This window comes from Mariniblastus fucicola (genome assembly GCF_008087665.1).
GTDB lineage: Bacteria > Planctomycetota > Planctomycetia > Pirellulales > Pirellulaceae > Mariniblastus > Mariniblastus fucicola.
Map to the genome: position 1 here is coordinate 4,695,527 of NZ_CP042912.1, position 14,514 is coordinate 4,710,040.

Here is a 14,514-nt window from a genome sequence, read left to right on the forward strand (position 1 = left end):
ACACCTGCTAAAACTCCCCCTGCAAAAACCATCGACCTGTTTTCAAATCAAAGTAAACCCAAAAATGCTGACCGCTTTCGGTTTCAACTCGCCAGTAATCGCGGCGGACTGTTGGACCGTGCCACCACGCCGTTTCGATTCGCTCCGGCCCCCAAACACGCGAAACGTAATGCCGCAAGCGTTGATGTAAAAACGAACTCGGCATCTGATTTTTTCGAGATTCGATCTCTGAATTCCCATTCGAAATCTCAATCGGTGGATCAAGCAACCGCAGCGGCCACGCCAAACGATGCGAACGCGACTTCACGTCCTGCTTCTTTCGCGAACGCATTCGCTTCGGATCCACCAAGGGCTTGAAGCGAAACGAAAGCTCCGGCTGGGCCCCGGCCTGAAGCGTCGGATAGACGATGCTTTCCTGACCAAGCCGACCGGTCAGATGGTTGATCAGATGAGCCAACTCCTGCTTGTCCAAACGCGGACTTTCGTCAAACAGCTCGCGTTGCCGATGCACCAACAGCACGCAGGACGTCACGCGAACGGTGATCTCCTGGATCAAAATATTGGTAACGGTCCGGGTTCGAACAGGTTTCTTGTCCTTCGCTTTTTTGAAACGCTTGCGACGCAAATGAGGCTGCAACACGGACTCCAACTGCAACTCCATCAACTGCAACACATGCGAAACGGTAGCCGTTGGCTGAAACAGATTCACTTCGAACTCGATCGACGGCGCGTCCACGCAATCCAGTTGCACACGCCACTGCAGAGCACCTTTTTGGCTGGACTGTAGCTGTTTGCAAATTTGTTCCAGCAAGCGAGATAAAATCACGCCGATGGTTTCACGATCCCGAGTCGGAAATTCGATGAACTGCGACGCTTCGAATTCAGCCGGCAGGTGCCTGGCCACGACTGGTTCGACGACTTTTCCGAAAGCCTGATCGATCCGCGTACTGACTTCGTCGCCAAACCGGGACGCGAGATGCGTTCGCGGGATCGCCAAAAGTTGCTCAACGCGTTCCACGCCCAGCCGCGAAAACGTGTGCTGTGTTTCAGTCGACAGTCGCAATGCCGCAACCGGAAGTTGACGAAACTCGCGAACCAAAGTTTCACTGGAATGGCTTTCGCGAATCGCTGGTGCCGCGCTGCGATGATAGTGGGCCATGCCCCAAGCCATTCCGGGCGTGTTGGCGATCGACGAGAAAACCGTATAGCCGGCGTCGCCAAGGAAGCGAACGGCTTTGGCCCGCAACGTTTGCTCATCACCAAAGAGCGAATCCAAACCGGTCACGTCCAGAAAGCAACTTTCGGGAGCCTCCGTTTGCTCGATGCCAACGATCGGGCTGAAGCAGTGTAGCGAGTCGACGAGCTTTTCGAGGGCTTCGCGGTCGGCGACAGGATCGTGTTCGAGGATGTAGAACTGGTTTTCGGTTTGCGGTTTTCGGTGTGTGGTTTTCGAGGCAAGGTGGCCCAGGCTTTCAGCCTGTGTTGACGATACTCCCGCAGTCCGAAGCCCTACGCCGCTTTCCTTCGCCAGTTGATGATGCTGAGTCCGCGGGTGCAGAAGATGGCTGGGGTGATAGGTTTGTCGCGTTCGCCCAGCATGCCGCAGCAGCTGTTTGACTTCCGAGATCGGCATGTCCAGCTGAATGCCACTCTGCATCGCCAACGGAGAAGCCGCCGCGACAAGCTGGCCTTTGCGGGAATCGCGTCGAAAAAGAACCAGATGCGTCTTTCGCAAACTCGGCTCGACGACAACCAAACGCTGGATCGGCCAATTGGGAAACCACAGACAAAGCATTCGCTTCATGAGGCACCTTTGGCGAGAGCGAACGATTCAAGCGGCATCGCCTTCGACACGTTTCCGGTGACCGTATCGATCTGCAAATCAATTCGCTGCCCCGATCGGCCGCCGCGGCAACGATCCAGCTTGAGCTCGATCTGCTGAGTCGCCGAAGCATTCGACTGCGAAGGCTTGGCCGTGACATGCCAGCGGACTTCTGACCAGGAAGGCTGGCCGATCGCTGAGGTCGGACGCACGAACAGGCCCATCGTGCCGCTGGATTCTGCGGAAAGCTGAAACCGACGAAACCAACGCTCGCCGACCTGGTCAATCGATCCCCAAACGGCAGCGACGGCGGAGCAACCGAGTGCCTGGTCGATGGCCCAAAAGAACTCGTCATCATAGCGACGGTCGTGAGGCGATTTTTCTTCTGGCGGACGGATGACAACGACGTTGCCAAGATCGATGCCGATCGCTGCAGCGGCAGGAGGATTGAACTGGCGATTGCGATCGGCGATCACCAGTGCTCCTCCGTCATCGCAAGCATTGGCGGCGGTTAGCAGAGAGAGGAAATCGGCTCCGCAGCCGCCGGAAGATTGCTGCCGAGATGGCATAGGCTTCCAGCCTGTGTTTGCGTGACTGGACTGGCTGGCTAAACCATTCGAACTCGCACCCCCATTCGTGCGACCCGCAGGCTGGTAGCCTACGCCACCGATCCATTCGATCAGCGTTCCACGTCGATAACCGCCTTCGGGCAGCAGCTTGTCCATCGCCGAGCAGCCAGAAGAAATCGTTTGCCCATCGTCCGCTCGGGCAGAAGTTTCGATTCGCGTGATGCGATTGCGAAGCTGCTGAATAAGTGCCTGCGTTGCCATGGTGCCATCCTTGCCCATTGAATCACGTTTTGCTTTGGTGGCTTGCATTGAAAAACAGGTCAGTGACACGTTTGGTCAGGACGCGTGAAAATGTTTGAAAAAGCAATCCTTTGTGTATTCGGCAGCCAAATCCGGGCAGGCCCTGATTGTATACAGAATTACACCTGTAAGAGTGAACGGACTTTGGGCGGGGAAATGTGGCGGAAGGGACGGGGAAAAGGTGTTGATAGAGGTTGAAGCTTCACAACTTTGGCCGCTAATGAACGCAGCAAATACAACGACTCGGAACTCGATGCACGATCTCAGCCCCAAGGGCCCAAGGGTTCAAAACTCAGAAAGTGAACATCGCACGAATCCGAACTCCGCACCCGCCGAACCTGACGCGCAGACCAAGCCAAACCACTCTTATCACCACTGCCAGAAAAGCAGCAAAGAAATTTGCAGACCGATCGCTGCAAGCAAAATCAGGAAGCGCAAAAAGCGCACGCCGAAGACCACATCGTGGCGATGTGTCTACGAGAGCGTAAATTTAAAGTCGATGAAAACTTCAACACGCAAAAAACCAACAAGGCGTAATCGCTACGCCTGCTTACTTGCCCACGTCGCGAGTCTCGGACGGACCGAGGCGACTGGCTTTCTGATTCTCACGTTTGATCGCATCGTAGACTTCCTGGCGATGCACAGGAATTTCCTGCGGCGCATCGATCCCAAGACGGACCTTGTCTCCACGGATATCGACGATCGTGATGCGCACGTCATCACCGATCATAATGCTCTCATCTCTATGTCGCGACAAAACCAGCATGGCTGGCTCCTTTTAAAAAAACTCTTCTGTCCCTAACTCAACGCGGAACAATCCTTTGCCGCTTCGTCCTCCAAGCGTCAACGCAACACACGTCTGGGAACGCTAGCAGGAGGCTGTATGTGAGCATCGACAATCGACCGACAACTCATGGAGGAAAAACACCAAAATCCTCTTGTGACGAGAATGAGGTTTTTTCAGGAAGGAAGGAAAGAGCAGCCAAGCCTGTATACGACTGCACAGGCTCATCAGATTCACGATTACAGCCCTGCACAAAGCTGTCTGTCGCGGAATCTGGTCAACGAAAACCATAGCCAGGCAAAAACAACTACCGGGGCAGGTCTCAAGCCGAACTCTACGCCAAGTTACCTACGCCGACTTGCGAAGCTCAGAAGGCAGGTTCGCGAGTTCGTACTGCATGGGCTGTGGATCAACCGTCACCACCTGGCAACCGATGCGCCGATCGAGGTTGATCACCAAAGGTGCCCGCAAATTCAGAGTCAAAGTCTGCTCATCGCGGCTGACAACACCCAGAACATAGGCCTGCTCAACCGAATTCAGCTGCAACGCTTCGACATCGGTCGGCTCAAGGCGGACCTGGTAGTCGCTGACAAAGCGTCGGGGCGAAACCACAGGAAGCGCGATGTCTGCATGCTGCATGCTCTGAAGCCACGCAACTGCCGAATTTCCGGCATCCGCCAGCAGTACCCAATGACGGCAATCTTCAAAGCCAATTAGACCGTTGCGGAAAAACAAAATGTCATCCGGTTCAATTTCAATTGTTGAAAACCGGGTTGTGTGAATCTTCATCTTATTGCCTCTGTGCCACCTAATGGACAACGGAGTGGGCGTTTGGAGTTTGAAAACGTCTGACAATCTGGAATAACTGGCTGTCGGTCGTATCGACGACGCGGCTACAGAAAGTTAAACAGAAATGACGGTCCGGAGAGTTTTTTCGATTAATCACTCTTGGTCCGGCCTGGGGCACCGACCTCAGTGTTAAAACGCATATACTATGTAAAGTACGCGTTTTGCTCGCCAATCCATAACGCTGTCACAATATCTGCATGCTTGCAATGAATTCGCCTCCGCAACTCAGACTCAGATCCAGCCTCATCGCTATCGCGTTGATAGCGTTCGTTCTCGCTCCCCATACGGACACCCCGACCGTGCATGCGGCTCAGGAGCAAGGCACGGCTGGCAAAGTTGGCAGCGCCCCGAACGAGACTGCGGCAGAAACATCCACCAACCCCTACGACACGGACTCGGTCGAAGCCTTGCTCTCGCGACTGGATTCACCGTCTTTCAAAGACCGCGAGGCCGCAACCGAAGCGTTGATCGAGCGCGGACCGGAGATCCTCAAACCTCTGACTATTCATTTCTTTAATTCATCCTCCGAAGCCGGCTGGCGAATTCATCGAATCCTTGAAGGCATCGGCAGGAACGGCAACGAAGAAGACTTTCTAAAATCGATCGCGATCATTCAGTTGCTGTACGGTGCCCAGGATTCACAAAGCCAACGTCGTCTTGCAAAGCTTCAGCATCAATGGCAAATCACTCGCAGGGCAGAGGCGGCCAAAAAGTTGAGTCGAATGGGATTTAAGTTTTCTTTTCGATCTGGAATGCAAGGCCAGGAAACTGCATTGGAGCGGGCTCGAATTGAAATGATGGTTCGTGCCGCGGCAGTTCGTGAACTGGGCGGCATCGAGATCGCGACTTCTGCTGAACCGATGCGTGGCACCGACAATGGGCAAGAGTTAGCGGATCCGAAATGGGAAAATCCGCGAAACGACCGGCTGAAGTCGATCATGAAGATCGAGCGAATCATCACCGGAGATGCGAATGACAGTCGTGAGATCATGAAAGGTCTATTGCCAGCGCACTCTCAGACAACACTGTCTCCGGGCAATCTTGAAATCCCGGAAGGCTTTGAAGGTGATGAAGAAGCGTTGCGGCTGATCGACGATCTCGGAGCTTTGTCGACTCTAAGTTTCCGCAAACAGCAGATCGATGCATCAATCAAAAACTTTATTTCCAGACAAAGATTCCTTAACGGTCTCGAGTTTATCGACTGCGATTTTGGAGACGACTCGAAAAGCCTTTCGTTTCCCGCGTCCATCGCGAATCTTGGCTTCGAAGGCTCCATGCCACCTGCCGCAGCGTTCAGATCAGTTGGCCAGATCAGCGCGTTACGATTGAGCAAACTAAAACTTGATGCCGACACTGCGGCGGCTATTTCTCGCTGCAGGGTTCAAACGATCGCATTGGATGAAGTTGAGTTTTCAAAAGCGAGCATTCAAAAGCTGGTTAGCATCACTGGTCTGTTCCGGGTGACCATGTCGCTGTGCAAGTTCGAACTGGAATGGTTGGAAGACATCCGCAAACGCAACCCGAATCTTATTTCGGCGTCGCCTAAGGCATTTCTTGGCGTCCAGGGGCCAATCGACATTGGCGGTGGCGACTTCACGGGCTGCCAAATTTCTCAAGTCGTCGCGGGAACGGCAGCCGCAGACGCGGGCATGCAACCGTTGGACATTGTGACGAAGATGGACGGCACGAAGATTTCTCAGTTCGAAGACCTGCGGTTGCTGATTTCGCAAAAACGGCCCGGCGAGACCATGGAATTGGAGGTCCGGCGCGGAGAACGAACGATTGATCTAAAAGTTCGACTCGGGCAAATGACCCCGACTCGCTAGTCGGATTCTGCCCAGATTTCGGATGCTCATTTTAGTGATGTTGACATCCTGGGCTCATCCACGATCATCTTACGGGTTATTGGTATGCGGCTGTGGCGGAATTGGCAGACGCTCAGGATTTAAAATCCTGTGCCTTCGGGCGTGCGGGTTCAAGTCCCGCCAGCCGTACTAATAAAGCGGGCGACTGCTCAGTAGCGATCTTGCTGCGTCAGCCCAGCTTCTTCTTTTTCGACAATCGTCCCCTGAGCCCAACCGCACAGAATTCGACCGCTGTGGGCACATGTTGACCACTCACTTCCAGAACCCCTCTGAAAGCGGCGTTTGCCCAGCGAATGCTTGCGTTTTCGGACTTTGGCACGGCTGATGCACTTCTTTTCGACCAAGCTTGGCTCCAACCGGGTAAGCCGAAACGGACGGTCCTGAAAATCTGCACAGGAGTAGAACGATGTTAATTCGCGCCGCGGGAAAGACGGATGTCGGATGCCTTCGCGAGAAGAACGAAGACGCATTCCATGTCGACGTTCATAATGGCCTGTTCATCGTTTGCGATGGAATGGGTGGCCATGCGGCTGGCGAAGTCGCGTCGCGAAAAACAATCGAGTTCGTTTCGCAGTTTATCGCCAATGCCCGCCGACAACGAAAGCTCCCGACACGAGACGACGAGAACTTTCGACAAGTCTGGGGCGAGTTGGTGGTTGAAGCAATCGAAAGATGCTGTGACTCGCTGGTCTCGTTTGCGAAAACTCATCCGGAATTCGAGGGAATGGCGACGACGATCACGGCATTGCTGATCGTTGAAGGAGTCGCTTTCGTCGGCCATCTTGGTGACTCGCGGCTGTATCTTAAAAATCGCGATGTCGCGAAACAGTTGACTCGCGATCACACCATGTTCGAGGAATACGCGGACGCCAATCCTGAATGGGTCGAAGCCAATAACGACCTCAAGTCCCTGAAGCGTTTCCAACATGTGCTCACCCGTTGCGTCGGTCGCGAACAGAAATTTAAAGTCGAAAACTTCAGTTTCCACTTGGCCGACGACGATGTAATCCTGCTCTGCTCTGACGGGCTGAGCAACTATTTTCACAGTGACGATGTAATTGTCGAATTCCTCGAACAGGAGGACTCAGCCGTTGCTGTTGACAGCTTGATCGCGTTCGCGAAATCGAGGGGCGGCAGTGACAACATCTCCGCAATCGTTGTCCGGGCGTCGAACGAAGCGGCAACGCTGGATGATTTCACTCTTGACCCGGGATTGGAAAACTCCGCAACCAGCGATACGGACGAATGGGTAAGCGACGCTGCAGGGTAACGAATCGGGATCGTTTCGAACCTGAGAAAGCATTAAAATTCGGTAGCAGAAAGAGCACATATGTTGACCGAACCAAAACTGATTGAACCCGGGAACTTCGAGACGGAAGAGCATTTCTATCCGCGGGTTCTCAACGCGCACATCCATCCTCTGATCCACAATTTGATGGACATGGGCAATGACAGGATCGCCTCGCGCTATTGCCATTTGCACCCGGAAGTCGATCCCGAATCCGTGCGGAATTTGCTGGCTACCGTTCCCCGTTATTTCAGATGGGGCGGCTGTGACCTGTTCCATGTGACGACTGAGACAGGGTTGCGGCAGGTGGTGGTGATCGAAACGAACTCCTGCCCCTCCGGTCAAAAATCAATGCCTCGATTGAACGAGTCGATCGAGAAAGCTGGCTACGACCGGTTGCTCCGAGATTCATTTTTGGAACAGGTTGGTCGTCGCAAGGGCGGACCGAAAGGCGACTTCGCGGTCATCTACGACAAAAACCACATGGAGACCTCGGGCTATGCTTCGGCGCTTGCGGACTTGACCGGTGACAAAGTATGGCTGGTTCCGTTTCATGAAAACGATGCTGGCCGAACGGTTTCGTTTGACGAAAAGGGCCTGATGCATGTCCATCACAATGGCGAAAAGGTTCCGATCAAGGCCGCGTTTCGCTACGTGACCCAGCAACCGTGGAATCGGATTCCGATCCATCTGACAAGAACCCTGATCTACAACCCTGTTTTGATTTGCCTATCCGGCGGACGTAACAAGCTGGTTGCATCGAAGGCCTATGACCTGTACAACGCCTCAAGGCAAAACTCGGGACTGAAAATTCACACGCCGGAAACGATTTGGGACGTTTCCAAGGAAGAAGTTCCGATGTGGGTGCAGCGGATGGGTGGCGTTGCTGTTGTGAAGGTTCCGTATTCGAACGCAGGGCAGGGGGTTTACACGATCACGTCGGCGGAGGAGCTGGATGCGTTCATGCAACTGAATCACGGCTACGACCATTACATCGTCCAGTCGTTGATCGGAAATTCACGCTGGAGTTCGCAGAGTCAGTTCGGGCGATTGTTTCACGTGGGCACGATGCCCGATCGCAAACTGAATTTGTACGCAGCCGATTTGCGCTTCATGGTTGGAGCATCCCCAAAAGGGTTCTTCCCGGTCGCAATCTATGCGCGACGCGCGCGAAAGCCACTGACGACGGATCTGAAACACGGAGACGACTCCTGGGACATGCTCGGAACGAACCTTTCGGTCAAAAACGAAGACGGCACGTTCAGCACTCAACCGGAACGACTGTTGCTGGTCGACAGCCGCGACTTCAACCGACTGGGGTTTGGACTGGACGACCTGATCGAAAGCTATATGCAGACCGTGATGTGCATCGTGGCAATCGACGACATGGCGAAAAGTTTGGTCAACACGAAAGGAAAGTTCCGCAAGAAGCTGTTCCAGTCGATCAATCCGGACCGTCGCTTCAACGAGGAGATCATGTTTTGAATGAGTTTAGCGAACCGCCTGTCACGAACGGGTACGAAAACGTCAAACATGTCAAACGAGTCGACAATCTGGAAATTGAGTCTCTTCCCTCTGGCGAATTTTCTCGACTGTTTATCGAGATTGTAGAAAACGGAATCGGTCGGCCTATCCAGGTTCCTGTTGTCGTCGCCCGCGGCAAAAAAGACGGCCCAATCATGGGGGTGACCGCGGCGTTGCACGGCAATGAACTCAACGGCATCCCGGTAATCCACAAACTGTTGCAACGATTGAATTTGAAAACGCTCCGCGGGTCGATCGTGTGCGCGATCGGAGCAAACATGCCGGGCTTGTTGACGGAACGTCGTGAGTTTACCGATGGCCAGGATCTGAATCACATCATGCCGGGAAAACCAAACGGCAAAATCTCGCAGGTTTATGCGTACAATCTGGTGGATCGAATCACTCAACATTTCGACTATCTGATTGATTTGCATACGGCGAGCGAGGGACGCGTCAATTCGCTGTACGTTCGCGCCGACCTCAAGCAGGAAACGACTGCTCAAATGGCCTACCTTCTTCGTCCACAAATCATCGTCCACAATCCGCCTTCTGATTACACGTTGCGAGGCACCGCAGCGGAAGCGGGAAAGCCGGCGATCACGGTCGAAATCTGTGACCCTCAAAAATTCCAACGGGATCCGATCGCCAGAACAGTGAAAGGCATCCGCAGAATCCTGAATCATATCGATATGGTGCCATCAAAGTCAGCTTCACAGTCGTCAGCGACAAAGCCGCCGATCCTTTGCCGGAAGTCCTATTGGGTTCTGGCTGAACGTGGCGGGATGATGCGTTGCGTTCCAAAGATCGCGGAGCGTTTCAAGAAAGGCGATTTGATTGCGACACAGGTCAGCATTTTCGGCGACACGATCAAGGAGTACTTTGCTCCGGAAGACGGCATCGCGATCGGACATTGTGTGAACCCGATCGGCCAAACCGGTGCTCGCATTTTGCACCTTGGCGTGCCGATGGACGAGCGGGAACGAGCCAAGTTCGAAAAAATCAGTGGCTGCTCACTCGACGGAACGTTGTGTGAACTACCTACGGGCAAGAAGAGTTAACGATGCGAATTTTCTTCTTCGTCAACCACGTTCACGAGATTGGCTTTCGGCAAACGACCACGCTGCTAATTGCGGCGGCGTTTAACCAGGGACACAGTGTCTTTCTCGCCGACGTGAACGCTCTTGAGTTTAACTCGCAACGATCGTCGGATGATTGCGTTTTTTCTGCCAACGCGGCCGCACTGTTTACGGACTCGAAAGAGCCGATTGACTCTGTCGGGGTCGAAGCGTTTGCCAAATCAGTCAATCCTTCGACGCTATCGAAGCAAGACATCTGCCCGGGAGATAAAGTTTGCATACGCACCAATCCCGGAAGAGACACCGAGCGTTCCAAGTTGCACCGTTCGTTTCTGGAGCTATGTCAAGTCGCACAGGCTCACGGAATTCAAGTCGTCAACTCCCCGCAGTGTCTTTCGTTTTACGCCAGCAAGTCCGCGGTGGGAGTGCTGCCCGCAAAATATCGACCGGCGATGATTGTGAGCGACGATCATGATGCGATTTTGGATTTCGTTGCCGGCGCAGATGTTGATTGCGTCGTGAAACCTCTTGTCGGTTCGCGAGGCCAAGACGTCATTCGCGTTTCCAACAACTCGCCCAATCTCAGGCAATTACTCAACGAACGATTTCAGCAACAGAAGGTCGTCGCGCAACACTTCGTTGCATCGGACGAACCGGGTGACAAGCGTGTTGTTGTGCTCAATGGCGATCTGATCAGATTTGAAAATCATGTGGCAGGAATCCGCCGAATCCCAGCCGACGGCGACTTTCGCGCCAACCTGCACACTGGTGGCACGGCCAGCCCTCTGACGTTGACACAGCAGCAATGCGACGCCGCGCTGGCGGCTGCAACCATCCTGTTCCGCGACGGAATTCAGCTGGCGGGAATCGACTTGGTCGGATCGAAGGTAATCGAATTCAACGTTTTTAGCACCGGAGGACTCTTCGATGCCAACCGTTTCGCAGGCCACGACTTCTCAATCGGAATCGTAGATTCGCTTTGGGATGCCTAGATGATTCATGCCTCGTGGGGCGCTGCCGTACCGGAAATCTTCCGCTGTTTTTGAGCAGCGTATTGCCACCGGCGCGGCCAGGCAAACAGAATCCAGGCTGCTACCATGACTTGAAGGATCGGAAGGTTAATCGAGCTGAAAATGACTCCCATCGCGTGCATGGATCGATCATACGCCGTCGATGTAAACTCCGTTCCACGATACGCTTCATAGCCAAACCAGATGCTCAATGCGACCGCGGACAGGCACAGAACCCATAAAGCAGACTTTCGAATTCCGCCATTGGAAAATCTCCAGGCGATGACCGCAGCGACAGGCGCCAGTGATAGAAACCAGACTCCGTGCATTGAAACCAATGCATTCAGAGGCGGTCCTCAGCATCCGTCCCGGCACATCTGAAACGTCCCCATCGGAACATTCCGCAGTGCGAGGCATGCTTTAACCAGCCCAAACCACAGGGCGATGCTCAATAATTGAAGTAAAAATCTTTTGATCATCCGCCTATTGAACTCAACAGTTGGACTTGTTGCAAGCTCGACCGGCGTATCCGTAAGCAGCCTTACAGCATTGCGTTTGCTGTTTATTTGCGACGGCGACACGAAGTCAACATCCCGAACATGGCCAGTATTGCGAGACCACCGGGTTCAGGAACATTCCGCACAAAAACAGAAAGATCAGACTGGATCTCGATTCCTGTTCCTGGCGCCAAATTAAACTCCCACTGAGCCGCGCCCGTAACATCCGTCCCGAATATGTCCTGGCCTGGTGACGTCCCCAACGAATTGCCAGAACGGATACTCGCCAGCAGTCCGTCGCTTATGGGTCCCATTGCCCATCCAGATGCGGGCGTGCCGACCGAGGTCCCACCAACGAGCGTAGAGGCATTCCATCGCTTGGAAGTATACGTCGCCAATCCAATCGCGTCTTCCTGGGACGTGAACAGGCTGGTATCAGGAATGTCCGTCGAGGCAACCAGTGAACCATTGTCCAGGGTTTCAATGCTGTTATCGCCATAGTTCGTCAGCGCACCGGAAACAGTTCGCGTGGAACTGTTGTTGAACAAACTGACGTTCATCGCCAACGAAGCTCCTCGGTAGGGCCCGAACTCTGATTCGTCGTAAGCAAAGAAGTTGATTTGAAACGAAAGATCATTGTGAACCACCGTCCACACCTTTTCGTCCGCGGCGACATCAGCACCATCAGCCACCGATCCGCCGGTCAGTTCCGTCGTTGTCCCGTCGACTGACAGAAACCAGGCTTCACTGACTCCATAGTCACGGCCCCGATAGGACAGATCAACATTCCCGCTATTGGCGTCAGCCAAGTCGTCAACGCGATAGTTGAAAGCAAGCCGATCGCTTTGAAGGGCGATGATTTCAGCGGAAACGTGTGCCGAACTGGCAGCGAACAGAATTAGAATCGCAACGAGAAACTTTGTCATATCAATCGGCTCCCATCCAAGGTGAGGCCGGAGTCTAGACAAATTTTACGATTGGCTTCAATGTCGATCCTTACAAGTCTCGAAATCGAGTGCGACCGCTCGCTCAACAGAAAACTAATCACGCGAGGCTGCCTGTTAAATCAGCGATTTCAGGCTGGAAATACCGTGAATCAGCCCACGCTACGCGGTTCAGTTCATTTTCAATCGAGGCCAAATTCGAACCAGTGCCACCACGGCCACAACGGTCACGACGGCACTGACACCCGCGTTTACAGTCTGGCCGTAGAGAAAATAGCCAACCCCGAATAGCAGCGAATAGACCAGGAACGTCGCGGCAACCATGGCAGCAATTCCGCTGGTGAGCGACCCGTCGAGTTCAACTTCGGTGCCCTTTTCTGACAGCGAACTTCGAACAGGCTCCCAACCGGGACCGTCGGGGCGAACTTTCTGGTAGAAGTCCTCCAAAGTTTTCTGATTGGACGGACGCGTCAGAAACGTCGCGGCAATCCAGGCCGCGTTGGTGATCAAGACCCCGATCAGGATCTTGTGCCAAGGCTCCAAATCAATTGACGATGCACTCATGGTGAACACGATCGCCACGATGGTTGACGCCACCATACCGACGATCTCGGACCACGCGTTTACGCGCCACCAGAACCAGCGAAGAATGTAAATCAATCCCGTTCCGGCTCCGAACTGAACGATCATGTTGAATCCGTCGGCGGCAGATTTGATGTACAGTGCCAACACGCTGGCAATCGCCATTAACGCCACCGTCGACACGCGGCCAACCATCACCAACTGTTTCTCGGATGCGTCAGGCGTTATGAATCTGCCGTAGAAATCATGAGCAATGTACGATCCGCCCCAGTTGAGATGCGTAGAGATCGTCGACATGAACGCGGCAATCAGACTCGCAATTACCAGCCCCAACAATCCCGCAGGCAAGCGGCTGAGCATGGCCGGATAGGCGATGTCCTCGCTGAGCAGACTTTTATCGATGTTCGGAAACGCGGCTTCGATGCTGGAGATTTCCGGGAACACGACAATCGAAGCGAGCGCCACGACAATCCACGGCCACGGTCGCAACGCATAGTGAGCCACCTGGAACAACAGCGTCGCTGCGGTGGCATCGCTTTCGGATTTCGCACTCAACATTCGCTGCGCCACATAGCCGCCGCCGCCAGGTTCTGCTCCGGGGTACCAGGCACTCCACCACTGAATCGCCAGCGGGATGATCAGCAATGGAATGATGCTGGTTTGTGAGAAGTCCGGCAGCAAACTCAGCTTGCTGGCAACGTTTTCGTTCGCGATCAAGTTTGCGAATCCACCGACTTCCGGCTGATCGCACAGCACAACCGCCGCGGCAATCGCACCGACCATCGCGATCCCGAACTGAAAGAAGTCCGTGAGGATGACTCCTTTCAATCCACCTAACAACGTATAGACAACGGTCACCGATCCAGCGACCAGGACGGTGGTCATCGGAGACGCGCCCAGCAATACGCCGCTCAGTTTGATCGCCGCGAGAATCACGACGGCCATGACCATGCAATTGAAAACGACGCCCAGATAGATGGCGCGGAACCCTCGCAAAAACTGTCCGGCAGCACCGCCATAGCGAAGTTCGTAGAACTCAAGGTCGGTCAGCACGCCGCTGCGTTTCCACAGCTTCGAATACACGAAAACGGTTAACAGCCCTGTCAGCAGGAACGCCCACCAGGCCCAGTTGCCGCTGACTCCGCCTTTGCGAACCAGTTCGGTGACCAGTCCTGGAGTATCGGCGGCGAACGTGGTCGCGACCATCGAAACGCCGAGCAACCACCAGCTCATTTTCCCGCCGGCCAGGAAATAGTCTTTGAAACTTTTCCCCGCCGTCCGACTGGCCCACAAACCGATGCCTGTGGAAATTGCAAAGAAGGCGACGATGATTAGCCAGTCGATTGTCGAAAGCTGCATGATGTCCAAATTGGTTGCAAGGAACGAGTTGAAGCAAGTTCAAAT

Annotated in this window: 12 protein-coding genes and 1 tRNA gene; 6 read left to right on the plus strand and 7 right to left on the minus strand. The window is 54.0% G+C overall.

The genetic code is table 11. The annotated features are described in order from the left end of the window. Positions 1 to 7 precede the first annotated feature (7 nt). The 4 genes from MFFC18_RS17400 to fliW all read right to left on the minus strand — a co-directional run bounded on the left by MFFC18_RS17400 (position 8) and on the right by fliW (position 4,264). Positions 8 to 1,804 carry a Y-family DNA polymerase gene (locus tag MFFC18_RS17400; RefSeq protein ID WP_075083078.1) on the minus strand — a complete coding sequence of 599 codons (1,797 nt, stop codon included), beginning with the start codon at positions 1,802 to 1,804 and terminating at the stop codon, positions 8 to 10. Further along, the gene (locus MFFC18_RS17405) at positions 1,801 to 2,700 is read right to left on the minus strand and encodes an ImuA family protein (RefSeq protein WP_075083077.1); all 900 of its coding nucleotides are present in this window, start codon (positions 2,698 to 2,700) and stop codon (positions 1,801 to 1,803) included. Before MFFC18_RS17405 ends, MFFC18_RS17400 begins: the two co-directional genes overlap by 4 nt. A 541-nt stretch (positions 2,701 to 3,241) precedes the next feature. Further along, positions 3,242 to 3,457, minus strand: a complete 216-nt coding sequence (csrA, locus tag MFFC18_RS17410; protein ID WP_075083076.1) for a carbon storage regulator CsrA — start codon at positions 3,455 to 3,457, stop codon at positions 3,242 to 3,244. A 366-nt stretch (positions 3,458 to 3,823) separates the two neighbouring features. Further along, a complete protein-coding gene (gene fliW / locus MFFC18_RS17415) occupies positions 3,824 to 4,264 on the minus strand; it encodes a flagellar assembly protein FliW (protein WP_075083075.1) in 441 nt (146 codons plus the stop codon). 359 nt (positions 4,265 to 4,623) lie between these two features. On the opposite strand from fliW, the gene MFFC18_RS17420 reads away from it, so the two are divergent. The 6 genes from MFFC18_RS17420 (at position 4,624) to MFFC18_RS17445 (ending at position 11,069) form a co-directional block, all read left to right on the plus strand. Further along, entirely contained in the window at positions 4,624 to 6,150 is a 1,527-nt protein-coding gene (locus MFFC18_RS17420) for a PDZ domain-containing protein (RefSeq protein ID WP_157665070.1), read from the plus strand. A gap of 86 nt (positions 6,151 to 6,236) precedes the next feature. Further along, positions 6,237 to 6,318, plus strand: a tRNA-Leu gene (locus MFFC18_RS17425). 277 nt (positions 6,319 to 6,595) lie between these two features. Continuing rightward, the gene (locus MFFC18_RS17430; protein ID WP_075083072.1) at positions 6,596 to 7,459 is read left to right on the plus strand and encodes a PP2C family protein-serine/threonine phosphatase; all 864 of its coding nucleotides are present in this window, start codon (positions 6,596 to 6,598) and stop codon (positions 7,457 to 7,459) included. A gap of 60 nt (positions 7,460 to 7,519) precedes the next feature. Continuing rightward, entirely contained in the window at positions 7,520 to 8,962 is a 1,443-nt protein-coding gene (locus MFFC18_RS17435) for an ATP-grasp domain-containing protein (RefSeq protein ID WP_087149602.1), read from the plus strand. After that, complete coding sequence (locus tag MFFC18_RS17440) at positions 8,959 to 10,059, plus strand: succinylglutamate desuccinylase/aspartoacylase family protein (protein WP_075083071.1); 1,101 nt, start codon at positions 8,959 to 8,961, stop codon at positions 10,057 to 10,059. Before MFFC18_RS17435 ends, MFFC18_RS17440 begins: the two co-directional genes overlap by 4 nt. Before the next feature lie 2 nt (positions 10,060 to 10,061). Then, a complete protein-coding gene (locus MFFC18_RS17445; protein WP_075083070.1) occupies positions 10,062 to 11,069 on the plus strand; it encodes an ATP-grasp domain-containing protein in 1,008 nt (335 codons plus the stop codon). A 5-nt stretch (positions 11,070 to 11,074) separates the two neighbouring features. Here MFFC18_RS17445 and MFFC18_RS17450 read toward each other — a convergent pair whose 3' ends face one another. The 3 genes from MFFC18_RS17450 to MFFC18_RS17460 form a co-directional block, all read right to left on the minus strand. Further along, on the minus strand, positions 11,075 to 11,416 hold the full coding sequence (locus MFFC18_RS17450) for a hypothetical protein (protein WP_075083069.1): 342 nt from the start codon (positions 11,414 to 11,416) through the stop codon (positions 11,075 to 11,077). A 233-nt stretch (positions 11,417 to 11,649) separates the two neighbouring features. Next, positions 11,650 to 12,510 (minus strand): hypothetical protein, encoded by an 861-nt coding sequence (locus tag MFFC18_RS17455; RefSeq protein WP_075083068.1) that lies wholly within the window; start codon positions 12,508 to 12,510, stop codon positions 11,650 to 11,652. Between the two features lie 189 nt (positions 12,511 to 12,699). Beyond that, positions 12,700 to 14,469, minus strand: coding sequence for a sodium:solute symporter family protein (locus MFFC18_RS17460; protein WP_075083114.1), 1,770 nt, complete (start codon positions 14,467 to 14,469; stop codon positions 12,700 to 12,702). Positions 14,470 to 14,514 lie beyond the last annotated feature (45 nt).

Excerpts from the sequence above, each read along its gene's own strand:
- fliW (WP_075083075.1), bottom strand. The coding sequence starts at position 4,264 with ATGAAGATTCACACAACCCGGTTTTCAACAATTGAAATTGAACCGGAT.
- MFFC18_RS17455 (WP_075083068.1), bottom strand. The coding sequence starts at position 12,510 with ATGACAAAGTTTCTCGTTGCGATTCTAATTCTGTTCGCTGCCAGTTCG.
- MFFC18_RS17400 (WP_075083078.1), bottom strand. The coding sequence starts at position 1,804 with ATGAAGCGAATGCTTTGTCTGTGGTTTCCCAATTGGCCGATCCAGCGT.
- MFFC18_RS17445 (WP_075083070.1), top strand. The coding sequence starts at position 10,062 with ATGCGAATTTTCTTCTTCGTCAACCACGTTCACGAGATTGGCTTTCGG.
- csrA (WP_075083076.1), bottom strand. The coding sequence starts at position 3,457 with ATGCTGGTTTTGTCGCGACATAGAGATGAGAGCATTATGATCGGTGAT.
- MFFC18_RS17405 (WP_075083077.1), bottom strand. The coding sequence starts at position 2,700 with ATGCAAGCCACCAAAGCAAAACGTGATTCAATGGGCAAGGATGGCACC.
- MFFC18_RS17430 (WP_075083072.1), top strand. The coding sequence starts at position 6,596 with ATGTTAATTCGCGCCGCGGGAAAGACGGATGTCGGATGCCTTCGCGAG.
- MFFC18_RS17450 (WP_075083069.1), bottom strand. The coding sequence starts at position 11,416 with ATGCACGGAGTCTGGTTTCTATCACTGGCGCCTGTCGCTGCGGTCATC.
- MFFC18_RS17460 (WP_075083114.1), bottom strand. The coding sequence starts at position 14,469 with ATGCAGCTTTCGACAATCGACTGGCTAATCATCGTCGCCTTCTTTGCA.
- MFFC18_RS17435 (WP_087149602.1), top strand. The coding sequence starts at position 7,520 with ATGTTGACCGAACCAAAACTGATTGAACCCGGGAACTTCGAGACGGAA.